General features: G+C 42.9%; 22 protein-coding genes. 11 read left to right on the plus strand and 11 right to left on the minus strand.

Annotated elements, in window-relative coordinates; all coding sequences use genetic code 11:
• Nucleotides 1-10 precede the first annotated feature (10 nt).
• The 7 genes from AC1DU2_RS21920 (at nucleotide 11) to AC1DU2_RS21950 (ending at nucleotide 6,362) form a co-directional block, all read left to right on the plus strand.
• Nucleotides 11-757, plus strand: a complete 747-nt coding sequence (locus AC1DU2_RS21920; protein WP_477386871.1) for a carboxypeptidase-like regulatory domain-containing protein — start codon at nucleotides 11-13, stop codon at nucleotides 755-757.
• 156 nt (nucleotides 758-913) lie between these two features.
• Nucleotides 914-1,813 carry a helix-turn-helix domain-containing protein gene (locus AC1DU2_RS21925; RefSeq protein WP_477386873.1) on the plus strand — a complete coding sequence of 300 codons (900 nt, stop codon included), beginning with the start codon at nucleotides 914-916 and terminating at the stop codon, nucleotides 1,811-1,813.
• 82 nt (nucleotides 1,814-1,895) lie between these two features.
• A complete protein-coding gene (locus tag AC1DU2_RS21930) occupies nucleotides 1,896-2,729 on the plus strand; it encodes an SDR family NAD(P)-dependent oxidoreductase (protein ID WP_477354471.1) in 834 nt (277 codons plus the stop codon).
• Nucleotides 2,730-2,758: 29 nt separating this feature from the next.
• Nucleotides 2,759-3,490 carry an SDR family oxidoreductase gene (locus tag AC1DU2_RS21935; protein ID WP_477386875.1) on the plus strand — a complete coding sequence of 244 codons (732 nt, stop codon included), beginning with the start codon at nucleotides 2,759-2,761 and terminating at the stop codon, nucleotides 3,488-3,490.
• 65 nt (nucleotides 3,491-3,555) lie between these two features.
• Nucleotides 3,556-4,395 carry an SDR family oxidoreductase gene (locus AC1DU2_RS21940; protein ID WP_477386877.1) on the plus strand — a complete coding sequence of 280 codons (840 nt, stop codon included), beginning with the start codon at nucleotides 3,556-3,558 and terminating at the stop codon, nucleotides 4,393-4,395.
• Nucleotides 4,362-4,640, plus strand: coding sequence for an Atu4866 domain-containing protein (locus AC1DU2_RS21945; protein ID WP_477354481.1), 279 nt, complete (start codon nucleotides 4,362-4,364; stop codon nucleotides 4,638-4,640). Before AC1DU2_RS21940 ends, AC1DU2_RS21945 begins: the two co-directional genes overlap by 34 nt.
• A 96-nt stretch (nucleotides 4,641-4,736) precedes the next feature.
• Nucleotides 4,737-6,362 (plus strand): NADP-dependent glyceraldehyde-3-phosphate dehydrogenase, encoded by a 1,626-nt coding sequence (locus AC1DU2_RS21950; protein ID WP_477354484.1) that lies wholly within the window; start codon nucleotides 4,737-4,739, stop codon nucleotides 6,360-6,362.
• 108 nt (nucleotides 6,363-6,470) lie between these two features.
• Here the strand turns inward: AC1DU2_RS21950 and AC1DU2_RS21955 are convergent, their stop codons facing one another.
• The 4 genes from AC1DU2_RS21955 to AC1DU2_RS21970 all read right to left on the minus strand — a co-directional run bounded on the left by AC1DU2_RS21955 (nucleotide 6,471) and on the right by AC1DU2_RS21970 (nucleotide 12,980).
• Nucleotides 6,471-7,103: a DUF2306 domain-containing protein gene (locus tag AC1DU2_RS21955; protein ID WP_477386879.1), complete on the minus strand. Its 633-nt coding sequence runs from the start codon at nucleotides 7,101-7,103 to the stop codon at nucleotides 6,471-6,473.
• The gene (locus tag AC1DU2_RS21960) at nucleotides 7,100-9,007 is read right to left on the minus strand and encodes a WG repeat-containing protein (RefSeq protein ID WP_477386881.1); all 1,908 of its coding nucleotides are present in this window, start codon (nucleotides 9,005-9,007) and stop codon (nucleotides 7,100-7,102) included. The genes AC1DU2_RS21955 and AC1DU2_RS21960 overlap by 4 nt, the downstream gene beginning before the upstream one ends.
• 86 nt (nucleotides 9,008-9,093) lie before the next feature.
• On the minus strand, nucleotides 9,094-11,022 hold the full coding sequence (locus AC1DU2_RS21965) for a YARHG domain-containing protein (protein ID WP_477386884.1): 1,929 nt from the start codon (nucleotides 11,020-11,022) through the stop codon (nucleotides 9,094-9,096).
• Between the two features lie 62 nt (nucleotides 11,023-11,084).
• A complete protein-coding gene (locus tag AC1DU2_RS21970) occupies nucleotides 11,085-12,980 on the minus strand; it encodes a WG repeat-containing protein (protein WP_477386886.1) in 1,896 nt (631 codons plus the stop codon).
• 326 nt (nucleotides 12,981-13,306) lie between these two features.
• Between AC1DU2_RS21970 and AC1DU2_RS21975 the strand changes: the two genes are divergently transcribed.
• Together AC1DU2_RS21975 and AC1DU2_RS21980 are read left to right on the plus strand one after the other, a co-directional pair.
• The gene (locus tag AC1DU2_RS21975; RefSeq protein ID WP_477386888.1) at nucleotides 13,307-13,852 is read left to right on the plus strand and encodes a peroxiredoxin; all 546 of its coding nucleotides are present in this window, start codon (nucleotides 13,307-13,309) and stop codon (nucleotides 13,850-13,852) included.
• Between the two features lie 482 nt (nucleotides 13,853-14,334).
• Nucleotides 14,335-14,919: a carboxymuconolactone decarboxylase family protein gene (locus tag AC1DU2_RS21980; protein ID WP_477354499.1), complete on the plus strand. Its 585-nt coding sequence runs from the start codon at nucleotides 14,335-14,337 to the stop codon at nucleotides 14,917-14,919.
• Between the two features lie 266 nt (nucleotides 14,920-15,185).
• Here AC1DU2_RS21980 and AC1DU2_RS21985 read toward each other — a convergent pair whose 3' ends face one another.
• From AC1DU2_RS21985 to AC1DU2_RS22000, 4 genes are read right to left on the minus strand one after another with little or no spacing between them, the layout of a single operon-like run.
• Nucleotides 15,186-16,736 (minus strand): DHA2 family efflux MFS transporter permease subunit, encoded by a 1,551-nt coding sequence (locus AC1DU2_RS21985; protein WP_477354502.1) that lies wholly within the window; start codon nucleotides 16,734-16,736, stop codon nucleotides 15,186-15,188.
• A gap of 1 nt (nucleotide 16,737) precedes the next feature.
• Nucleotides 16,738-17,802 (minus strand): HlyD family secretion protein, encoded by a 1,065-nt coding sequence (locus tag AC1DU2_RS21990; protein WP_477386890.1) that lies wholly within the window; start codon nucleotides 17,800-17,802, stop codon nucleotides 16,738-16,740.
• A 20-nt stretch (nucleotides 17,803-17,822) separates the two neighbouring features.
• Nucleotides 17,823-19,196 (minus strand): TolC family protein, encoded by a 1,374-nt coding sequence (locus tag AC1DU2_RS21995; protein WP_477354508.1) that lies wholly within the window; start codon nucleotides 19,194-19,196, stop codon nucleotides 17,823-17,825.
• Nucleotides 19,180-19,827, minus strand: coding sequence for a TetR/AcrR family transcriptional regulator (locus AC1DU2_RS22000; protein ID WP_477386892.1), 648 nt, complete (start codon nucleotides 19,825-19,827; stop codon nucleotides 19,180-19,182). Before AC1DU2_RS22000 ends, AC1DU2_RS21995 begins: the two co-directional genes overlap by 17 nt.
• A 495-nt stretch (nucleotides 19,828-20,322) precedes the next feature.
• On the opposite strand from AC1DU2_RS22000, the gene AC1DU2_RS22005 reads away from it, so the two are divergent.
• Nucleotides 20,323-20,487, plus strand: a complete 165-nt coding sequence (locus AC1DU2_RS22005; protein WP_477354514.1) for a hypothetical protein — start codon at nucleotides 20,323-20,325, stop codon at nucleotides 20,485-20,487.
• A gap of 9 nt (nucleotides 20,488-20,496) precedes the next feature.
• On the opposite strand, the gene AC1DU2_RS22010 is transcribed toward AC1DU2_RS22005, so the two are convergent.
• Complete coding sequence (locus AC1DU2_RS22010) at nucleotides 20,497-21,294, minus strand: NIPSNAP family protein (protein ID WP_477386894.1); 798 nt, start codon at nucleotides 21,292-21,294, stop codon at nucleotides 20,497-20,499.
• A gap of 184 nt (nucleotides 21,295-21,478) precedes the next feature.
• On the opposite strand from AC1DU2_RS22010, the gene dinB reads away from it, so the two are divergent.
• On the plus strand, nucleotides 21,479-22,600 hold the full coding sequence (gene dinB, locus AC1DU2_RS22015) for a DNA polymerase IV (protein WP_477386896.1): 1,122 nt from the start codon (nucleotides 21,479-21,481) through the stop codon (nucleotides 22,598-22,600).
• A 48-nt stretch (nucleotides 22,601-22,648) separates the two neighbouring features.
• Here the strand turns inward: dinB and AC1DU2_RS22020 are convergent, their stop codons facing one another.
• Nucleotides 22,649-23,539: a hypothetical protein gene (locus AC1DU2_RS22020; protein WP_477386898.1), complete on the minus strand. Its 891-nt coding sequence runs from the start codon at nucleotides 23,537-23,539 to the stop codon at nucleotides 22,649-22,651.
• 53 nt (nucleotides 23,540-23,592) lie between these two features.
• Nucleotides 23,593-24,816 (minus strand): family 16 glycosylhydrolase, encoded by a 1,224-nt coding sequence (locus tag AC1DU2_RS22025; protein ID WP_477386900.1) that lies wholly within the window; start codon nucleotides 24,814-24,816, stop codon nucleotides 23,593-23,595.
• Between the last annotated feature and the right edge of the window lie 87 nt (nucleotides 24,817-24,903).

Below are 24,903 nucleotides of genomic sequence, written 5' to 3' on the forward strand. Positions count from 1 at the left end.
TCCTTTACCTATGCGATATCTGTTGTTGCTGTTATTTGTCAATATATGCCTTAGCTGTTACGGGCAAAGGGTTAACGGCATAGTAACCGATAAGGCTACCGGCCTGCGCATTAGCGGCGCGCTGGTAACCACAACAAACGCTACCGCCATAAGTGATATGGAAGGTATATTCAGCATTGGCGTTGCCAGGCAAGGGGATACGTTAAAGGTAAAAATGCAAGGTTATAAATCGTTTAAGCAGGCGGTTGGCCTGGCAACCGGCGATGTGATTGTACAGTTGGAGCAGGCAACCATCCAGCTAAAACAGGTAAACATCAGCGCCCGGCGCGATAGGGTGAAAGACTCTGTCAGTAACCGCGTTCAGTTTGCCCGCGATTTTAACAGCCACCCGCCAAAGTTTTCGGATATCATCAGGCCGGGCATAACTGCAGGTCCAATACCGATGGTTGGCGTTGCCATTGTGCCCAGCCAGCTGATTGCCCTGCTTACTTACAAACACAGCAATGCTTACAGGTTTAAGCAGGCGCTCATCCGCGATGAAGAGGGCAAATATGTTGACAGCCGTTTTAGCGACGAGCGGGTGGCCCAGCTCACCGGCCTGCAATCCGATTCGTTATACCATTTCATTAACCAGTACCGCCCCGCCGCCGCCCAGGTACGCAAAATGAGCGACTATGATATTTTTACCTACATCAAAAAAAATGCTGCCAAATTCAGGAAGCCCCACCACGATGATGTAAAGGAGGCGGAGTTTTAATTTTTTGCATAAAAGTGTTTTTTTTTGAAAATTATTGTCTAAAAAGTGACGATAAATTACCTAAAGGTGTTAAAAAGCATAGCAAAAATGTCACGATTAAGACAGTAGAACCAAAAGCACCACTTGACATGCGGTTTGAATTTTGTAACTTTGATTATGACTACCGAAACACTTGAAGATTTTTACAAAGATAAATTCGACTGGCTGCCCAATAACCTGCAGCAAAACATAGGTCATTTTAATGTTTTTAAAATTGAGGATTGTATTGGACCCAACGCCAAACCGGTTACCTATAGCCGCCGCAGCTTTTATAAAATAAGCCTGATGCGGGGCGAAAACATCATTCACTATGCCGATAAAAGCATCACATTATCAGGCACTTCACTCATGTTTTTTAGCCCGCTTGTGCCCTATACCTTTGAGCACATGAGCGACGACCGCACGGGCTTTTTCTGCATTTTTACCGAAGAATTTTTTGTAGAGCGGTTCCGCAACGGCTTGAGCGAACTACCCATGTTCGGCCTCAACGCCAAACCGGTATACCAGCTTGACCGCGCACAGGACGAATACGTTACAGGCCTGTTCCGTAAAATGACGGATGAGATTGCTTCTGACTATGCGTTCAAGTATGAACTGATCCGCAATTACGTTACCGAGTTGTGTTATTACGCGCTAAAAACCCAGCCATCGGAGAATGTTTATAAACACGCGGACGCTAAATCGCGCATCACCTCGGTATTTACCGAACTGCTGGAGAGACAGTTCCCGATAGAAACGCCATCGCAGCGCTTTGCACTGCGGTCGGCCAATGATTTCGCACAGCGGTTATCGGTGCATGTAAACCACCTCAACCGCGCCATCCGCGAAACCACCGGCAAAACCACTACCGACCACATCGCCGACCGCCTGCTGAGCGAAGCCAAATCCCTCCTCCGCCACACCGATTGGAATATCTCGGAAATAGGCTACTGCCTGGGGTTTGAAGAACCAACGCATTTCAACAACTTTTTCAAAAAACAAACCCAGGTTACACCCTCCCGGTTCAGAAATGTTTGAATTTCGTAATAATTGGTTTGAATAGCGTAATTACTCCCTTTTGTTGTCATACTACCTTTGTTTTATCAAAAACAAACACACTATGGACAACAAAAAAGTATGGTTTATCACTGGGGCCTCCAAAGGTTTTGGGCTTAGTTTAGTAAAACAATTACTGGATGCTGGCCAGCTTGTTGCCGCCACTTCCAGGAACCGGCAGGAGCTTATCGCCGCCGTTGGTTCAAACAGTGCTGATTTTTTACCCCTTCAGGTCGATCTGGTTAACGAGAGCAGCGTATCCCTGGCCCTGCAACATACTCATGAAACATTTGGCCGGATAGATGTAGTTATCAACAACGCCGGCTACGGCATTGGCGGTGCTATTGAGGAACTTACGGATGCCGAAACCCGCACCGCCTTTGATGTAAATGTATTTGCTACCCTAAATGTAATCAGGTTTGTAATGCCCTACCTGCGTAAACAGCGTTCGGGTCATATTATCAATATAGCTTCTATCGCGGGAATTACCGGCGGTACCGGCTGGGCAGTATACGCGGCAGCCAAATCGGCGGTTATTGGCCTATCAGAAGTGTTGGCTTTGGATGTTAAAGCGTTGGGTATCAAAGTTACCGTAGTAGCTCCGGGCGCGTTTCGTACCAGCTTCCTAACGGCCGATTCATTAACAGTTACCCAAAACCCGATTGCCGAATATGAAGATGTGAGGCACTCGCACTGTAAATACCTGAGCATGAATGGCCAGCAGGCAGGCGACCCCGAAAAGGCCGCTGCAAGCATCATCAACGTAGTTTACGAAGAAAACCCGCCACTCCGTTTGCTCTTAGGTGGTGATGCTTATAACCGGACCCTAACAAAGCTGGACGGGCTGTATAAGGAAATTCACGAATGGGAGAACACTACCTGCGCCACTGATTTTTAAGCACTTACATCTACCTGAAAACAATAACGATGGAAAACATTAAAAACAAAGTTATAGTAATAACCGGTGCCAGCAGCGGAATTGGCGCGGTTGCGGCCCGAAAGCTGGCAGCGCTTGGCGCCAAAGTTGTATTGGCCGCCCGCCGGGAACACCAGCTAAAAGCCTTAGTTGCCGAAATAGGCGACAATGCCATCTACGTAACAACAGACGTAAGCAAACGCACCGATCTGGATAACCTTATCCAACAGGCTATCAATAAGTTTGGCCATGTAGATGTTTTATGGAACAATGCAGGCATTATGCCCATATCCTTTTTTGAGGAAGGACTGGTTGATGAGTGGGACCGGATGATTGATATCAATATTAAAGGGGTTTTATATGGCATTAATGCCGTATTGCCGCACATGCTGCAACGCGGGCAGGGTCATATCCTCGCAACATCATCCGTTGGCGGTATCAAAACATCTCCTGGAATTGGGGTGTACTCCGGAACTAAATTCGCGGTAAAGGCTATTATGGAAACCCTGCGCGAAGAAGTGACACAAACCATTAAGGTAACCACTATTTTCCCCGGGGCAACACAATCCGAACTTGGGCATGATATTACAAGCCCGAAGATTAGGGCCCTTTACGGCGACCTTAAAAACATGCCTAAAATGGATGAAGACGCCATAGCCGACGCGGTGATTTACGCCATCAGTCAGCCCGGCAATGTATCTGTTAACGAACTGGTGATCAGGCCACTTGAACAAACACGATAATTAACATAAATAATCAATCGGTGAAATCATTTTAAAATCAGTGAAATCACCATAAAAGTATAATCATGAGCAATCAAAATATATGGTTTGTAACCGGCGCCTCGAAAGGCCTGGGACTTACCCTCGTAAAAAGACTATTAAACCAGGGTTATAAAGTAGCCGCCACATCAAGAAACATCAGCGACCTGGAAAGTGCTGTAGGCGTAACCAGTGATGCGTTTTTACCACTCGCCGTTAACATCAAAAGCGAAGAAAGCGTGCAGCAAGCTATCGAGAAAACCATCAGCACTTTTGGTAAAATAGACGTGGTAGTTAACAACGCCGGCTACGGCATGCTGGGCGGCCTGGAAGAAACAACCGACCAGGAGGCCCGCGACAACTTTGACGTAAATGTATTTGGATCTTTAAATATCATCCGCAAAGCGTTGCCTTACCTGCGTGCACAACAATCGGGTCATATTATCAATATTTCGTCGATAGGTGGCTTTGTAGGTGGTTATCCTGGTTTTGGAATTTACTGCGCTACCAAATTTGCGGTTAATGGTTTTTCTGAAGCCCTTGATGCCGAAGTAAAACCATTTGGTATCAAAGTAACGGTTGTTGAGCCGGGCTATTTCCGCACCAACTTCCTTTCTGAAGGATCACTGATCACGCCTAAGAACCCGATTGATGCTTATCAGAATGTGCGCGATTCGCAAAACCTGCATCAAAATAACTTAGATCAGCAGCAAGCGGGCGACCCGGAAAAAGCGGCCGCTGCGATGATTAAAATTGCAAACCAACCCGATGCCCCACTGAATTTATTTTTAGGTGCCGATGCCTACCAACTGGCCCACCAAAAAATAGCATCGGTACAAAACGATTTGGAAACATGGAAAGAATTAACAACCTCAACTGGTTTTTAACAACAAAAAATAACGAGCATATAGGCGTTTGGGTAACCAAAGACGGTTATATACGTCATGAATTTTTACCAAATGGCCGTTATGATGAAACGCGCGGCGATATAAAAAGCGCTTATACCGGTTACTACAACAGGTTAGGTAACCACGTTGAATATCTTGACGATACCGGCTTTGTAGCCGAAGGCGATTTTAAAGACGGCGTTTTTTACCACGCTGGCATGGTATTATATAAAGAGAGTGCCTGAATTGCAAATTTCGCAATTCTGCTCATTGGCCATAAAAAAGCTTGCTTATAAAAGCAGGCTTTTTTTACCTTTATAAAAATCTAATACCTATAAAATATGAGTTTTAAAGATCAGATAACTTCCATATTTGTGCCCGAAAGCCAGATTGGCTTTGGGTTTCAGACAGAAGAAGTGCACCAGCGCGAATACCTGAGCAATGGCGAAATGAAACCCTGGGACGGCGAGGTAAACGAAGTATACTCGCCAATTGGCTTTTTTGATGCCGATGGCAACTTTGGCCGCAAGCTAATTGGAACATACCCGGTTTGTACCGAAAAGGAAGCATTTGAATCATTAGATGCAGCCATTGCAGCGTACGATAATGGCCGCGGTGAGTGGCCTACCATGAGCATTGCCGACCGCATTAAATGCATGGAGCGCTTTATTTACAAGATGAGCGAGCAGCGCAGCCTGGTTGTAAAGCTGTTGATGTGGGAGATAGGCAAATCCTATGGCGATTCGGCCAAGGAGTTTGACCGCACCATCGAGTATATCAATGCAACCATTGATGCACTGAAGGATATCGACCGACAGTCGTCACGGTTTGAAATGGCCGAGGGACTGGTCGCTCAAATCCGCCGTTCGCCGTTGGGGGTAGTGCTGTGCATGGGGCCGTTCAATTATCCTTTGAATGAAACTTTCACCACATTAATCCCCGCCCTTATTATGGGCAATACCATACTTTTTAAACCACCTAAGCATGGTACGCTATTACATTACCCATTATTACGCGCCTTCCAGGAATCGTTCCCTAAAGGCGTAGTGAATACCATTTATGGCCGTGGTTCTGTGGTAACACCAGGACTGATGGCTTCGGGCAAAGTAAATGTGCTGGCCTTCATCGGATCAAGCAAGGTAGCCAATGATTTAAAAAAGCGTCACCCCAAAATAAACCGCTTGCGTGCGGTATTAAGTTTAGATGCCAAAAACGCCGCTATCGTAACCAAAAATGCCGACCTCCCTTTAGCAGTAAGCGAATGCATTTTAGGCGCACTATCGTTCAATGGCCAGCGGTGTACGGCCATAAAAATGATATTTGTTCAAAAAGATGTAGCCGACGAGTTTTTGAAACTATTGAGCGAAGCAGTTGCTAAACTGCCGTTTGGTTTGCCCTGGGATAAAGATGTAAAACTTACTCCTTTGCCCGAACCACATAAACCGGCTTACCTTACCGATATTGTTGAAGACGCAATTGCCAACGGCGCAAAAGTAATTAACGAAAACGGCGGCGAAACGGTGGCCTCTTTCTTTTACCCCGCCATTGTGTACCCGGTTAACGAAAAAATGAAGCTATACCGCGAGGAGCAGTTTGGCCCGGTTATTCCGGTTGTGCCGTTCGAGTCGATAGAAGAGCCTATTGAGTACCAGATAGATTCGCCGCATGGAATGCAGGTGAGTATATTTAGTAACGACGCCAGGGAGATCTCATCGCTGATAGATCCGTTTGTGAACCTGGTGAGCCGGGTAAACATCAATAGCCAGTGCCAGCGCGGCCCGGACGTGTTCCCCTTCACCGGTCGTAAAGACAGCGCCGAGGGCACCCTTTCGGTGCATGATGCATTAAGGGCCTTCTCCATCCGTTCGCTGGTGGCTACCAAAATGAACGATGTGAACAAACAGATCATCAATGACATTGTGAACGACAACGAATCTAATTTCCTGAGCACGAAGTTTATATTGTAGAGGCGAGGCCCCCCAGCCCCCTGAAGGGGGAGCTTTTTGATTAAAATAAAGGCCTGGCGTTTCTCGCCAGGCCTTTATTTTTTTTGCTTGTCCGCTATAGTTCCCCCTTCAGGGGGTTAGGGGGCGGGGCTTCGTTTCGTTTATATTGATTATTTCCACCAACACCAAATTTGGCACCCAGCTTAAAAAAGCAATAATGATATAATTGTTGTCAAAATTTACGCCGTTGCCAAAAACGTGGAAAAGCAGGATATAAAAGCGCAAGGTTACCGCCCCAAAAGCAAGGCCGTAGCTGCGGCGCATCATTTTAGCATGATCGTTGATATTACCTTTTTTGATAAGAGTGAATGCCAATATGGTTGATAATACCCAAAGTGTATTTTGCAGCAGGAACGATATAAAAACGCCTATGCCTCGGCCAACAAACAGCGTCATCACGTATGCTCCCGGCGCAGCTATAAACAATACCCCACAGATATATATTTTTCCCAGCGCCTTGTGCAGCCTGCGGTTGGTATATACCGTTTTTGAAAACTGGAAAAAGCCAACCAGCAATATAATGCTACTGGCAAAAATATGGCAGTAAAATGCAGGCATATACCAGCCAGTTTTTATGGCCGCCTGCTTAAAGCCTAAAAAGAAGGCATGGTTATGCGCAAAACTTTCGTAAAAGGTACCCAAGCTTAAAATAGCTATCCAAATAAAAGCAAAGTATCTTAATAGCCTCGCGGTAATACTCATCTGGAAGCCTGAATTTTGGGTTGCATTGCCTTTAGTTTTGCGTTAATAAAGTTGATGTTGTATTTATCAATAACAGTTAGCGAGTCTTTAACGTCGTCGTTTTTGGGTGTTTCTACGTATTCATTATCAAACCTGGATTTAAAAATAGTGTTCCATTTTTCGTCTTTGAAGTGATAATGATACGATGCGTAGATCTCGTTTTTCATGTATTCCAATATTTCGGCTGTTGCCTGTGCTTCAACCCGTATATTTTTAGGTTGATCTGAATTTTCAGCCATAGTGTAGCAACCCTGCAAATAACTATCGTCCAACTTATTGAATTTTGTTGGAAATATTCTTGACGTTTTTAATACGATGATATTGTCGCCCTTAATCTGGATAAAATGATAATATGGCGCTTCGAGCAAATTAAGGTCTTTTTCTGTCAGAGGGACGGCAAATTCCGAAGTGATCTTGTATTGAAATAAGGAATCACTGAGCGCCAATAAGTCACTCTCATTGCACCGGCTAACAGCAAGTCCGTTATAATATCCATCGCCCATAGAAGCAGGTACTTCAAAGCTGAGGGTTTTGTTTTTCCTTTTATCTGCCAAAACAACAGTTTTGCTACTATACAGGCCAGACCGCCCTCCAAGGTATTGTTTCCCGATAGTATAAATCATGCGTTCGTACCACGAATTAGCCTGCTCTTTTTTAGGGTGGTCAAACCTAACTGATGTTGGCCCAAATAGGTCTACACTCGCCATACTTGTAACCTTTCTTAAAGGGTTTACAAACATTGTAAAATCGGGGATAATTTTCCAATCGGCCAGATAGGATGGTGCGATGTAGATGGCGTTATCCATTTTACGGGAGTTTTCCTCCATTATATCTGGCTGGCTTTTTGCCGATAATGTAAACGATTGGCCATAAGCCTTAATCAGGGCAAGATGTTCGGCAATATTGAAATTGTTTAGCTGGGGCGAAATGATAAAATTCCTTTTCAAATAATAATAGTTAGTCCCCTTTTTTAGCAACGCAACATTCGCGTTCTCTTTTAAAGGGTATATTTCATCATAATCCGCAGGTACAACAACTTTTCCATTTAAATTATACAACCCTTTTTTAGTATTCTTCTCCACTTCTATCAACCCGCTTACCGTGCCGCCAACGCTGCGGATCAAATCGTACGAAACGGGGATAATTTCTTTCAGATCGGGATTCACCAGACCCATTTGAAAGTTTGCAATTGCCCTGTCACGGGCGTTGCTATCATATAAATTATACGGAACGGTTCCCCTATATACGTAGTAATAGGTTTGATCATTAATATGATCAAACCATAAAACGCCGTCATAATTCTTTTTTAATTTATCAGCGTTTTTAAAAGCGGCCAATGTAATGGGTTTATAAAGGTACTTTTCAGGGATAGATTTACTTCTTACTATCTCCCCAAAATTGCTATAAGTCTGGTTAAAGTTTCTAAGGTCGACACTACTTATCTTATACTGTTTACTATTGTTTTTTTCAATAGTAAACAGTACCGGCGATATTTGAGTTTTGATGCCCGGAGTGCTAAAGCGGGCAATAACCATAGCCGTGGCCACCTGGTTGTTTGTAAATTTCACCTGGGCATTTCGGGTATCAAAATTTATGTCAAATGCCAGCATTGTTTTGCGCAATGAACCGCGATAACTCCCCATTACGTGGCCCAGCATCTCTATTCCGGTGCCTGCTATATCCTGCTTAAAAAACGATTCTGCAGAGTCGATATTCCCTGCTTTAATTTGCACATTAAATGCATTAAGGAATTTGATTATAGCAGCCTTATCCGGTTTTACCGATCGTTTATCGCGCGTAAACGAAAAACAAATAATAAGCACAGCCATTGAAGCTATGGCAGTAAGGATAGGTTTTCTTTTCATACAGCAACGTATTTAACTTAAAACATTCAGCAAAACATTTTATTATCAGTCACTTAAAAATAAACAATCGTTCTTCTGCCTTAAAACTATCTTGCAGCCAGGCTATTAGGCATTTTTACGTTTAAGGGTTTCCCATTTAACTTGCTGTTAATAAAGCTGATGTTGTATTTATCGATAACGGTGAGTGAATCGTCAACATTCGCGTTTTTTGTGGTATCCCCGTTGCCAGAAAAGCGATATTCAAAAACGTCATTCCATTTCTGATTTTTAAACTTGTATTTATACGAAGCGTAAATCTCATTTTTCATGTACTGAAGCATGGATTTGTTTAAATGATCAATGGTTGTCTCTTTTGATTCTCCGTACGCCCCTACTCTTATTGTGTAACAGCCTTGAAGGTATGAATCATCCAGCTTAATAAATTGCGTAGGGAACAGCCTTTTCGAGTTTAAGGCAACCAGTTTTCCGTTTTTAAGTTGAAGGTAATGATAGTATGGCCCGTCTGCTATAGCCTCATTTTCGCCTAACAAAGATTGCTCGATGCTCGACGTTGTTTTGAACTCGAAGAGTGAATCGTTGATTGCTTTAGTTGAACTTTCGTTGCAGGTTTTAGAAGGCAAGGCATATCCCTCTCCTTCGCTTAAGTCGATACTTGCGCTAAACCCTAAGATTCGATTATGTTTTTTATCAACTACCAATACATTTTTACTGGTGTAAAGGCCGCCTCGTCCGCCCAAATAATCATTTACAATGGTATAATAAGCACTTTGAAACCAATTGCTATCATCGTCCTTTTTATCAGCATCAAATGCAATATCGATTGACCGGCTGCCTCCTTCCTCGTCATCGCCTTCTGCAGGCCCCTTCCTTAACGGATTCGGAAAGTCGATAACTTTTGGAAGTATCTGAAGGTCGGCCAGGTACGAGGGCGAAATTACCAGCGATGTATTATAATCCCGTGAATTATATTCCATTACGTTTTTTGAACTTTTGTCAGATAGCGTGTACGAATCGCCGAAGGTTTTTATTTGCGGCACAACATCGGCTATTTTGAAATCGGCTATTTTATCTGATATGGTGGAATCGGCCTTCAGGTAAAAATAATCCTCTCCATTTTTTAAAACTGCTAAATTCTCTCCTGTTTTCAGGGGATATATTTCATCATAAATCGCTGGTACGGTTAGTTTGCCATAAAGGTTATAAAAGCCCTTTTTATCGCCCTGTTCAACCTCAATCAAGCCGTCAATAGTTCCACCAACATTATGTATCAAATCATATTCGGCAGGAATTATTTCCTTTAGCGCGGGGCTAACAAGACCCATTTTATAGTCGGCGCCTTCGGTTTTTTTATCATCAACATATAAAAAGCCGTTGGGCAATTTGCCTTTTATTACATAATAAAAGGTTTTGCTATTCACATGATCAAACCAGACTATGCTATCATAACTGGTTTTCAACTTTTCGGCCGTTTTAAACGCAGCAAGCGTAATTGCGCTATAAATATCTTTTTCGGGCGTAATTTTGTTATATACTTTTGCCTGGTAAGCCACATAATCCTTCACAAAGCCAAGCGCATTTACCTGGGTTATTTTGTAGTTTTTGCCATCAATTTTATGGATGGTAAATGTTAAGGTCGATTTTTCTTCCGGCAGGTTATCATTCTTAAAAGTGGCAGCTATCGTGGCAGTAGCAAACTCGGGATTTGTCAATTTTATCAGGGCATCTTCGGTATTTAAACTCACCGTAAAAATTGGCTTCTCTTTGCCGCCGGTATTGGTTTTATTGGTAAGCACGCTTAGCAATATCTTAACAGCTTTGCTCTTTTGCTGATCCTCAAAAAAAGTTTTGGCCGAATCAATATTGCCGGCCTGGATGTGTTTGTTAAAGGCGTTTAAAAACTGTATAATCTCGCTTTTGCCCGGTTTATTTTGACTCCTGTATTTAAAGAATGCAAAACAACTTGCTGCAACCACCAAAACAATGGCCGTTATAATGAGGATAGGTTTGGTTTTCATGATACCAAGATATTAAATTATTTGAAACGCAATGACAAGCTTTTTTTTGTGATTGCGCAACACTAATTGACTGCCAGGCTGTTTGCCTTTTTGGCGTTTAGCTTACTATTTATAAAGTTGAGGTTGTACTTATCAATAACGGTTAACGAATCATCAACATTTGCATTTTGGGTACCATTGGCATCATAAAACCTCTGGCCAAAAACATTTTCCCATTGGGGATTTTTGAATTTATATAAATAGGATGCAAAAATCTCGTTTTTCATGTATTGCAGCATCGATACTGTAACATGGTCAATACTTTTTTTATTGACCGGATGGTAGGCATCACTACCTCCATCACCCAAAACAAAACATCCTTCCAAATACGAATCATCCAGTTTTACATACTGAGTAGGGAATAGTCTTTTTGAAGGCAAATTTACCAGCTTGCCATTTTTTACTTGCAAATAATGAAAATAAGGCCCCTCTATAATAGTCCCGTCGTTTAGGAGGCCCTGGTCAAATTCCGATGTTGTTTTAAACTCAAACAAAGAATCATTAATTGCTTTCAGGGAGTTTTCGTTACAATTACCAGACAGGTTTCCGCCGCTTTCTGCTCCCCCATAATAAGTACCCGCTCTAAATCCCATGATCCGGTTTTGCTTTTTATCTACTATCAATAAATTCTTGTTTGTATATAGGCCTCCGCGAGCGCCCAAATATTCACCAATAATCGAATAAAATGCACTTTGAAACCAGCTTTCATCTTTGTTCTTGGCCCCCTCAAAACTAATAGAGATGCTTACATCACCTTCCCCGTCATCGTTCATACTTTGCACGTTTTTTCGCAAGGGGTTTTGAAAATCAATAACCTTAGATAATATTTGCCAGTCAACAAGGTACGAAGGAGGAATTACTACACAATTTGTACTTTCCCTATCGTTATACTCCATTATATTTTTCGAAGATTTATCAGAAAGGTCAAACGATTTACCATATGCTTTTATTTGAGGAAGTACATCTGCTATTTTAAAGTCGGCTAACTTATCGGTCACGGTTAAATCTTTTTTCAAATAAAAAAAGTCGCCGTTGATTTTAAGCAGGGCGAGGTTTTCGTTATCCTTTAAAGGATAAAGCTGATCATAAATTACCGGCACTACCAATTTACCCTGTAAATCATAAAAGCCCCGCTTACTTCCTTTTTCAACTTCAATTAAGCCTTCAATGGTACCCCCAATGTTGTGGATAAGGTCATATTCGGGCGGTATAATTTCTTTCAACCCGGGGTTTACCAAGCCCATGGTATGAGTGGGTATTTTTCCGGTCTCGTTTTCATAAACCCAGGAAACACGCTCATCTATATTTTTTACCACATAAAAAAAACTTTTGTTGTTTATATGTTCAAACCACAAAACACTATCGTACCTGGCCTTTAATTGCCCGGCTGTTTTAAATGCAGCAAGCGTTATAGGATCAAAAATATCCTTTTCAGGTACTGTTTTGTTTATTACTTTAGTTTGGTAAGCCATGTATCCTTTTACAAACCCACCGGCGTTTACAGCAGATATTTTATATTGTTTACCGGCAGCTTTGTGAATGGTAAGTATGATAACTGATTTTACTGCCGGCATGCCATCATAACTAAAGGTTGCAGTTACAGTTGCTTCGGCAAAGTCGTTATTGATCCCTTTAATCCTGCCGTCGTCTGTATTCAGGGTTACTTTAAAAAGGGGCTTGCCCTTGCCCAGGTTAGTTTTATTGGCAAGCACGCCCAGCAATATTTTTACGGCCTTGCTATCCCTGCCCACCTCAAAATAATTACTTGCCGAATCGGCATTGCCCGCTTTCAGTTGGGCGTTAAAGGCATTTAAAAAATGTGTAATGTCGCCCGTTTCCGCATTCGATTGGCCTTTACAACGGATAAATACTATCGAAGCAATCAATGCTATTATAACCAGAATAGGTTTGGTTTTCATAGTACCAATATATCAATAATTTGAAATACAATAGCAAGCACTTTTGTTGTGATTGTGCAGCACTCGGCATTTTTAAAATTGTAACCGGGCATCCTTTTAAAAAATGGATTCAAGTAAAAAAACACCGGGGTAAAACTTTAAATTTCGACTTCGTCCTTGTTTAATCGCGCATATATTGAAGTATATCAATGGGCATTTTACCTAAATAGACAAAACAAATTTCTTAAAAATTAACTATCAATAAAATCTATATGGTATAGATTTTTAGAATGAGAGGCTGACTTTTAAATCAGTATATTTGCATAAATAATAACAAAAAGACACTTATGTTAACGATAGGACAAAAATTCCCCCAGTTTTCTAAAACGGCCGTAGTTAGCCTTGAAAAAGGAAAAGAGTTTGAAACACTTACTTCTGAGTATTTGGTGAATGATGATAACGTTTGGACAGTAATGTTCTGGTGGCCAAAAGATTTCACTTTTGTGTGCCCAACTGAAATTGCTGAGTTCAACAAAAACTATGGCGAGTTCCGCGATCGCGAAACCCGTTTAATTGGTGCTTCTACAGATTCGGAATTTGTACACGCTGCCTGGAGACGCGATCATGACGACTTGCGCGATTTGAAATTCCCGATGCTTGCCGATACTTCAAAATCATTAGCCGAAGATTTGGGCATATTGGAGCCAACTGAAAAGATTGCTTACCGCGCTACTTTCATTGTTGACCCTACCGGCGTTATCCGTTGGGTTTCTGTTAACGATTTAAGCGTAGGCCGTAACGTTAAAGAAGTTTTACGTGTGCTTGATGGTTTACAAACCGACGAACTTTGCCCATGTAACTGGGAAAAAGGCCAGGAAACACTAACTGTTTAATTCCCCCTACTACATATGTCCCCGTACAGTTAATTTATTGTGCGGGGATTTTTTGTAAGCCGGGAATAAGCTGAAAGCTTAAGGCGTAAAGCCTAAAGCTAAAACAGACCGTCAAAAAGCAGACCGTGATGGCGAGTGCCCACCAGCCTATGCTTGAAAAAAAAGGAATGACATAATTGTAAACGGGGCTTTTGTAGAGACGCAACATTTTGCGTCTGCCGCATGCAAATCACACATGCAAATTGAGCCTGTAAATTTTGAATATCCTGGGGGAGACGCAAAGTATTGCGTCTTTACATTAAAAAACAACTCTGATAATCAACAGCTTAAAATCATGCCATTATAAGGCACGAAGCAATCCCGAACTATGTGGGACTTAGCATGTAGGGGATTGCTTCGTACCTCGCAATGACGACACGGATTAAATTCACTTTAAAGCTTTAAGCCTTCGGCTTTCTGCTTTAAGCATAAAAACAAACACCATGAACGAAAGTACCGAAGTGATCCAGGAAATACTGGAAAGTATTGGATTAGATAAAGATTACCGTACAACCAGCCTTACCCTGTTAGAAAAAGGCGAATCTCGTTATTTACGCGACTTGAAACTGAATTTTACCAGCACACTTACATCGGCCCATTTAACGGCTAAAGAATGCGCCTTATTAGGTTTAACTATAGCGGTTAATAACAATAATACGCCGCTTACCAGCTACTTTACCAAATACGCCGAAGTACAGGAAGCTACCGCCGCCGAAATTGGTGAAGCGGTAGGGTGCGCATCATTGCTGGCTTCAAATAATGTATTTTACAGGTTCAGGCATTTTACGCAGAAAGAAAAATACACTCAAATCCCGGCACGCATCCGCATGCAGCTGATGATGAAACCCGTTACCGGAAAAGAGTTTTTTGAGTTGATGAGCCTGGCTGTTTCCGCTGTAAATGGCTGCGAAATGTGTGTAAACGCCCATGAAGATTCGCTGATCAAATTAGCCACAACCGAAGAGCGGATTTTTGATGCGGTACGTATTGCGTCGTTAGTTACAGCTACCGGGAAAGTTATTTTTTAAGTATCAACAGTATTTTAGCATAAAAAAAGCATGAGATTTAATAATTTCATGCTTTTTTCATAAATAACAGTTTATTACTTAATAAAATTTGCGTTTGTTAATTAAAAACTTCTAAATTTATGCCTAAGATTAAACAAACCTCGATTACACTTATTTTTATTGAAAATCAATTGTATCTCGGGGAGAGTTATTAAATTTTAATTGTTAATTTTTTTTGGGGAAAGCCGTTCCAGGTAATAGTGGAACGGCTTTTATCGTTATGAATTTTAATGCGCGTCTACCGGCATTTTTGCATTCGATTTCCTGAATGGCTGCAGGTACAGCAAAGGGATTGAAAACAACATCACCAGTCCCGATATCCAGTAAGCATCGTCATAAGTCAACAACAGCACCTGTTTGGTTAACGCGCCTTCAATGGCGCCATACGCCATACGGGTAGCATCAATTAATGAGTGCCCCTTGGCCATAAAGTTGTGTAACGAAGCGTTAAACCGCTCAATAAATGCCGGGTTGGTTGCCGTAATATTTGTTAACAGGTTACTACGATGCACGCCCTGGCGTACGTGGATAATGGTAGTTAGCGTAGCGATACCAAAAGAACCGCCCAGTTGGCGCATCATGTTGTTTAAGCCTGTTCCTTGCCCTACCTCGGGCCCTTTCAAGTCGGCAATGGCCAACGTGGTTAAGGGTACAAATAACAAGGCCATACCTACGCCCCGGATCATTAACGGCAAAAAGAAATTAGACGGCCCCATTGCCATGGTGGAGTTACTGAGCATTGTGGTAAATACAAAGAACAGAAACATACCCGCGGTGGCCATAAACTGTGCCGGAATACCCTTATTGAGCATCTTACCAATAAAGGGCATCATTACAATGGTACACAACCCACCGGGGAAAAGGATCTCGCCTGTTTGTTGTGCTGTAAAACCTAACAAATTCTGGCAAAATACCGGGAACACAAACACCGACCCATACAACCCAAAACCAAGCACAAAGGATGTAAACATCCCCACAGCAAAGCTTCGGTGCCTTAATATTGCAAAATTTACTATCGGGTAGTTAATACTCATCTCGCGCCATATAAACAGGATCAATCCTAATACTGCAGAGATAGTTAATACCGTAATGTAAGGAGTTGCAAACCAATCTTCCGATTCACCTTTCTCCAAAATGGTTTGCAAGCTGCCTACAGCTATAGCCAGTAAGCCAATGCCCCACCAGTCAACAGGTTTCCCTTTTTCGTCTTTAGGCGTTTCGCGCACAAAGGTGTAGGCAAAAAACGCTGCCAGGGCACCAACCGGAATGTTCACATAAAATATCCACCGCCACGATGAGTGATCGGTAATATAACCACCAATGGTAGGCCCTACAGTTGGCCCTACTACCGCACCTAAACCAAATAGCGCTGTGGCGGTTCCAATTTGTTCGCGTGGCCATGTTTCAATTAATATGGCCTGTGAGGTTGATATTAGCCCCCCACCTGCAATACCTTGCAGTATCCGGAACATAACCAGCTCATTAAGGTTTGTGGCATTACCGCATAAAAACGAGGCGATGGTAAACACGATAATGGAAGTTATGAAATAATTTTTGCGCCCGAACCTGCTTCCCAGCCATCCCGACATAGGGAGCACAATTACGTTTGCTACAGCGTAACCGGTAACCACCCAGGCAATATCTTCAAGGGTAGCACCAAGGTTACCCTGTATATCGGGCAGGGATACGTTCACAATCGTGGTATCAATAAGCTCCAGCAATGAAGCTATGATAACCGTGATGGTGATGATCCATTTTTTAAAGCCTGTTTCAGCCATTTTATTCTCCTTTAATTACAGAAACTTTTACGCTCATACCTGGGCGCAATTTGTCAAGTACGTCTTTTGAGGCGTTTAATTTAATTTTAACAGGTACACGTTGCACTACTTTTACAAAGTTACCGGTAGCATTATCTGGCGGCAGCAATGAAAATTTGGCGCCGGTTGCCGGGCTAAAGTTGTAAACTGTACCTTGTACCTTCATATCAGGGTAGGCATCAACCTCAACATCAACCTTCTGGCCGTTTTTCATATCATTCAGCTGGGTTTCTTTAAAGTTGGCGGTTATGAATAAGCTGTTATCATTAACAACGCTAAACAAGGTTTGCCCTGCCTGTACCAACTGGCCTAACTGTACGCTTTTTTTGGCGGCTAAACCGCTTGATGGCGCTTTTATAGTGGTGTAGCTTAATTGCAGTTTGGCATAATCAATATCAACCTGCTTTTGGCTTACGCCGGTATTAGTAACCTTTAACTGGCTGCGGGTGGTGCCAATTTGCTCAACCGCTGCTTTGTATTGGTCTTGCGATGCCCTTAAGTTTGCTTTAGCCACATCCAGATCGGCCTTAGCCTGGTCAAATTGTTGCTGGGTTACCGATCCGTCTTTTATAAGGTTTGCATAACGGGCATAATCTTTCTGCACTTTATCTAAACGGGCAGCATTTGATTCAACCTGCGCTCTTGCGCTTGATGAGTTTGCCTGTGTAGCGTAAATCTGCGATTGATTTACATTGATACCTGCGCTTGCACCAACCTGGGCTGCCTGGGCCTGTTCTAATTTCACTTTGTAATCGCGGTCATCAATTTTAACTAAAGTTTGACCAACAGTTACGTGGCTGTTTTCTTCAAAATAAATAGAGTCAACATATCCGCCTACGCGGGCAACTACCGGGCTTATGTCGCCATCAACCTGCGCATCATCTGTATCAATGTGCTTGCCGTAGTATATGTACTCTTTGATACCGAAAATGATACCACCAAGAAGCAATACGCCTAATATGATAGGGATAACTTTATTTGGTTTCTTTTTTGGTTCCTGTTCCTGTGTTTCTTGTGCCTTTGCCATTTTATTATCTGGTTTAAGTATTATTTGTTGTTGATTTTTCCTGTTGATTTTAGTAAAGTGTAGTAAGCCAGGCCTGCATCGGCTTTAGCTAACTCCAGGTTTATTTGTGCCTGGTAAAGCAATGTTTCGGCGTCGGCCCTATCGGTAGCTGATGCTATATTGCTTTTGTATTTTGATTCGAGTATCTTATTATTTTCGCCCGCTTGTTCAATTGAGGTTTGTAAAAGCTTAATCTTATCCAAAGCCATTGTCCAGTTCTGGTAGTTTTGGTTTACTTCGTTTTTAATGCGGTCAACCGTGATGGTTTTGTTGATGGTTACCTGCTCGCGCTGAATTTTAGCTTCGGTAACCTTGTTTTTGTTTGTCCACAAGTTGCCAAAGTTCCAGGAAAGGGTTAAGCCAACTGATATTGGGGTTATAAACTGCCCGCTTTTAGGAATCGGGTTTGAGTTTACATCCACATAATAGGCGCTTCCTGATGCTGCCAATGTAGGCAAAGTGTTAGCCTGTATGTTTTTGATGCTGGTTTCGGCAACTTTGCCACGTAAATCTGCCTGCTGCAATTCAACACGGCTTGCATAAGCTGTATCCAGGTAATTGCTTAAAGGGGCAACAGGCCTGTCAACCTCGGTTATCTGATCTATATTAAGCTGGGTGCCTTCGGGTAAGCCTAACAAAACATTCAGACTATAGTTGATGATACGACGATTAGTTTCCAGGTCGATACCATTCAGCTCAACATTTGAACGTTGCAACTGAAAACGTAACACATCATTTTTGGTAACCAATCCCTGGTCAAAAAACCTTTGCGATTGTTTGATCTGCGCATCGATGGTTGCTAAATTTTGCGCTACTACTTTTTTGCTTTGCAGCACCTTATAAAGGTTGTAGTATGAGTTGATGATATCGTAAGTAATCTGGTCTTTATCATTAACCACATCCAATCGGGCAGCCTGGGTAAGCAAATCTGTCGATTCGCGGGCATATTTGTATTTACCACCTGCGTAAAGCACTTCGCTTAATGATAGTATACCCAGGTAAGCATCGGCCCTATCAGGCAAATTGAAGCTGCTTTCGCCAAGCGAAAGTTTATTGGCAGGTATTTCGGCGTGGTTGTAACCATAGCTTACTTTACCGGTAGGCAAAGCCTGGTCTTTAGCCTGGTTGTATTGCGATACAGCCTGGTCAATTTTGGCCTGCGATAGCTTTAATACTTTGCTGTTATCAAGGCCCAGCTTAATGGCCTCATCTAAAGTAATAGTACGGTCCTGGGCCGTTGCTGTTCCTGCAAACAGCAAACCTGATACCGCCAGGGCGGTGCCATACCTCCAAAACGCGCTAACTGTGTGTTTCAACAGTTTAAGGTGGTCGGTTTTATTATTTTGAGTTGTCATGTTCATTTACTAAATAAGCTTTTAAAAGTCTTTTCATGTATATTTTAATCCTTGGCTTCAGATCTTCTTCCATAAATTTTTCGTCACGAACATCGTGGCCCAATATTAAGGATGATAACTGCGGCATGTTGATCACGTAATTTTTTGTGCCGAATATGGTTGCTATTACCATCGGGATATCAATGTCCTGATAAAAGCTGCCATTATTAACGCCCTCTTCAATTATCTTCCTGATCTCGACAACGTTTACCATCAGAATTTCGATTATCTTATCGGTAAGTCCCCAGCGTTTGTTCATTGATATTTCGCGGCTGATCAATTTTTGAAAGCAGTTGTTCACAATAATGCGCTCTACATAATTGTCGATGCATTTATCAAGCTTACACCAGGCTGTCATGCTGTCGTCATTACCAATATTTTGAAGCAGTGTGCGGAATGACGAGATTTTGCGTTCAAAAATTGCCAGGAAAAGGCCTTCTTTTGAACCGAAATAATAATTGAGCATAGCCATATTAACACCGGCCTCGCCCGAAATTGTCCGGGTAGAAGCCCCATCAAATCCATAGTCGGCAAACACGCGTTCGGCGACGTCAAGGATGTGGTCTTTTTTGTCTATTTTATCTTTGTCCATTGTTTTAACGGCACAAAATTAATCAAACGATTGATTAATCAAAGAGGTTCAGGGCCAAATCATTAATCGATTGATTAATGATTACTATCGAATGACAAAATTGTTTTTAAAGCAATTAAAAATTTCGAGCGTAGTAGTTATATGTTTAAACTGCTATGTTTTATAAAACAGAAGATACCCGATTTTTCGGCTTGCCTTTTCTGAACTTTTGCGCAAAAAATCTCCGTTTTATTTTTGTGTAAATAAATGTACTATTTGTATCAATAAATATCGCATTTGTTACCGAAAAGTGTGAATTAATTACCTTTTTGTAAGCATTTGTGCATGAATTAAAGGCGGTTTGGAAATACAAAAGGAAGCCGGTAAATTTGTACTATATATCAACATAAAAAACAGTTTCTACATTGTTTTCCACAGCATTATTCGTGGAATTCGTTTTATTTGTATGAATTATTGCCTGTTAATTTTCACCGCCCACACTAAAAAACAACTGTTTTGAACTGCTCAAATACGCTGAACCCTGAATGGATTCCATTAGCTTATAAAGCAACTGATGCAGATAATGTTAGGCCGGTTAAAAACGGCACCCGGCAAGATCACCAATTAATAAAGCCGTTGGTAAGGCATACTTATTCAAAAAAGAAAACCAGCGGCAGGTAACTTATTGCCTTATATCTGCGAATAAGCTGTGGGCGCCAGCATAGTTGATGTTATTTTGCTTACGAGTAGGGCATCCGCATATTCGGGTACGCTGCTTATCTTTTTCCATTGCGGGTCGCTGCCGAAGGCTTTCCAATGGGTATCTTTAGCGGCCAGGTCATCAAAGGTAATCATGTACGTGAGGTTGGGCCGCTGGGGGCCGATCACTGTTTCGCCCCAGAAAACGGGGTTGAAACCAAGACGTTTAAAAATATCTATTTCGCCCTGGTCGGTAAACATTTCTATCTTTTTTTTGCCGGCTGCTTCGCTGGCGCTCTGGTACTGGCGCAATTCAAAAATACGCGGCTTCCTTCCGGGCGCAGCAGTTAGTATCGTATGAGGAAATGCTTTAAAAAGGGAGCTTTCTATCCGTTCATAAGCAGGCGCGGTGGCCGGGGCATTAAGGTAAGCGGCAGCGCTGGCAATATAGTCTTTATCACCGCTGATCAGTTTTTGAACCCTATCAATTTGGGAAGTGGAGACATAAGGAATAAGTACAAACACTTTAGTTTGCCCCTGGGGTTTTAGTTCGGTAAATACACCGGCCCGCTTTATGGTGTGACGATTTAACGCTGGTATTAATGCATTTTGCAAATAATCTTCCACCAAGCTCTGCTGACTTGCATCTTTTAAACTATAAACCCGGAGTTCATAATATTCTTCTATTGGCACTTCGGTATGCATGGTATCAGCGTTACTTACAGCGGGTAAAACGGTTGCGGTTACAGCACCCATTAGGGTTGATTTTACAAAAGAGCGTCTTTTCATGAAGGTATAATTGAAAGTTTAAATATAGTATTAATCCTCCGTCTGTTCACCGCTAAAACTATATGTTTTACAAATTTGAGTCCATCGCCTGCCGGCAACTACAGGAAGCAACAAGACCAGTAAAAACTACTATTTACTATATTTACATTTGGTATACTTCTGTGTAACGGCCACTAAATTATCCATGCAAAATCAACCCACACAAATCATCCGCAAAATTATCCATATTGATATGGATGCATTTTACGCATCGGTTGAGCAGCGGGATTTCCCGGAGTACAGGGGTAAGCCTCTGGTGGTAGGCGGTTTACCCCAGGGCCGTGGCGGTGTGGTGGCCACGGCAAGTTACGAGGCCCGTAAGTTTGGGGTACGTTCGGCAATGTCATCAAAAAGGGCTTTACAGCTTTGCCCGGATGCCCTGTTTGTTCGGCCGCGGTTTGCCGCATATAAAGAGGTTTCGCAACATATCAGGGAGATCTTCAGCCGGTATACCGATCTGATTGAACCCTTATCTTTAGATGAGGCCTACCTTGACGTTACCAACGATAAACTCAACATCGGCTCGGCAATTGATATAGCCAAACAGATAAAACAAGCTATAAAGGATGAACTTAACCTTACGGCCTCCGCCGGTGTATCTATCAATAAATTTGTAGCCAAAATCGCTTCGGATATTAACAAGCCCGATGGATTGAAGTTTATCGGCCCGTCAAGCATAGAAAGCTTTATGGAGCAATTACCTGTCGAAAAGTTTTTTGGTGTAGGCAAAGTCACCGCACAAAAAATGAAGCAGATGGGCCTGCATACCGGAGCCGACCTTAAAAAACTAACCGAGGATGAAATGACCCGGCATTTTGGCAAACCAGGCCGCTTTTACTACCAGATAGTGCGCGGGATTGATAACCGGGAAGTACAACCCCACCGCGAAACCAAATCACTGGGTGCAGAAGATACTTTTGCCTATGACCTTACCACCCTCCCCGAAATGGAAGCCGAACTGGATAAAATTGCATTGGTGGTATATGACCGCCTACTCAAATATGAACTAAAGGGCCGAACGCTCACCCTCAAAGTAAAATACAGCGATTTTAAACAGATCACCCGAAACCAATCATTCACCACGGCTTTTAATGATTTGGAGACGATATGCAATACAGCAAAACAATTGATGGCAGCCACCAATCCAGGCGATGATACCCGCATCCGGTTGCTGGGGATTTCGCTGTCAAATTTTGGTGATATTGTGCCGAAGCAAAGAGAAGAAAAAGAGGCCGGGCCAGGCGATCAGCTTGCACTGCATCTGTAATTATTTACCCCACCTGCGCCACACTGCCGGCATACCGTTGATGCTCCTTTACCACCCCAAACTCACCCCTCCGGATACCCCGAAACCAACCCGCGACACACCATTCAATTGCGTTTTGTCAATTTGGCTGTTATTGAGGTAAAGTTGATCGGTGCCGTTGCCGGTTTGCCAGGTAAAATAGCTGCCGCTAATTTGGATGGCAAGGTGACTGGTGATATTATAACTCAATTTGCCACCGGCTTCAATGCCATAACCATTGGCATGGTGGCGATAACTTACCGGGTGCTGAAAACTGGTGATCAAATTCCAGTTGCCGTTGCTGTTGTAACTTACCTGGTGGTAGGTAACATCAGCCTTGAACTTTAATTTGGGAGCCATTATTACCGACGATACAACTTTAAAAAAGCCGCCTTTCCATTGAGGGGAATAAGAACTGTTCAAATCCGGAAACATGCCGGCCCGGTTAAGCAGGCGGAGAAACTCTTTATTCTCGCCATAACCAATATAAGGGGTTATGCTAAAACAATATTTATTAAAAATGATATACCCCGCACCCAGGTTCCACAAACTGGCGCTGCCTTTATTGGCATTGAAGGTTTGGTTGTAGGTATTGTTGCTGCGGTTATCGGAGCCGTAATCGCTATCGTTTACCGTGCCCGAGGATATGAACTGCCGCGAGTAATCGCCGTAAACAACAAATCGTTTCCAAAAGTTATAGCTGATGGATGCGGCTGCATTTTGGCCGCCAACCTTCATCCATTTAAGTTCCGAAAGCACGTTGGGGTTTTGACCGCTGATATTGCCCGATATAGACCATCGAAAGTTCTCCTGCCGGTAACCGGTGCCAACATCAACTTGCAGTTTGTTTGCTACCTGTTGCGCATGAACCAGGCAGGCGCTAATCATCAGTATAAAATAAAAGCTTGTAAACTTTTTCATCAGGTAAAAATTGGCCTGCCCTACGCAAAGGAACAGGCCAATATAAATGTTAACTATTGATTTATGCCAAATGATTCCCAGCCCGATGCCGTTGTACGGGTACAGGTCATGGCCTGCGTGCCATTTTCGCTCGAAATAAATTTGCCATTATTACCTCTCAGGGTAACCTTCCCATCCGAAGTAGGTACCCAGTCGAATTTTTCCCAATCGCCAATGGTGGTACGGTTACAGGTGATGGCTTGCGTACCGTTTTCGCTCGATACATATTTGCCCATGCTTTGCAGGGCTACCTTGCCGCCGCCTGCGTCCACTACGGTAAAAGTTTCCCAGGCCTGGGCGGTTGGGCGGTTGCACCACATGGCTTGTGTACCATTCTCGCCGCTTACGTATTGGTTGTTAAATCCTTTCAGGGTGATGTTCGATCCAATTGGCGGCGATGTGCTGCTGCCCGAAAGATTGTATACCCGCACATAGTCAACCACCATATTGCAGGGCAAAGCGCCATCGTTAATGGTGTTGCCGGGCAGGTCGCCGCCTATGGCCAGGTTAAGGATAATAAAGAAGGGGTTATGGAAAGCGCCTGTATTGTTGATATTGCCTGCAATATTACCGGTAACATACAGCGTATTATCTACATACCATTTGATAGAATTGGTATCCCACTCTACCGCGTAGGTATGGAAACCGGTTGGCGTAGTAGTAGTACTGCCACCATATTGCGAGTGGCCGTTAACATACCAGTGCATGGTACCCAATATGGTGTTGGAGGTGTTAACTTGTTCCATAATGTCAATTTCGCCGCATTGGGGCCATCCTACGGTGCCTATATTGGCGCCCAGCATCCAGAATGCCGGCCAGGTACCTTGTACTGCAGGCAGCTTTATACTGGCTTCAATACGGCCATAAGTTGGCTGAAATTTACCGGCAGTAGTCAGCTTAGCCGAGGTATAGGGCTGGCCGCCCACGGTTTCTTTACGGGCGGTAATGGTTAAAAAACCGCCGGATACTGTAGCATTTGCCGACTGATAATACTCCTTCTCGTTATTAACATTGGGGTTACCATTGTCAATATTCCAGTTTGCGGTGTTAACGCCGGTGCCGTTAAACTCATCGCTCCAAACAAGTGTTGCCGCCCTGGGTGTGGTAGTTTGATTAGTTTCGGCAGCGGCGATGGTGGCGGGTGTTTGCTTGTTGGCATCCTTTTTACAGGAAATGGCCAAAGCAGCCAGGGCAACTATTGCGAAAGCGCCCTTTTTTAAGTTTAGAATTGATTTCATTAGATTGGTATTTGTTTATAATTGATTGATTGCGTATTGTTAGTACTAAATGAAAAGATTGTCATTTCGAACGAGCCAGCGTCGGAA

Source organism: Mucilaginibacter sp. P4_C11 (assembly GCF_056402115.1).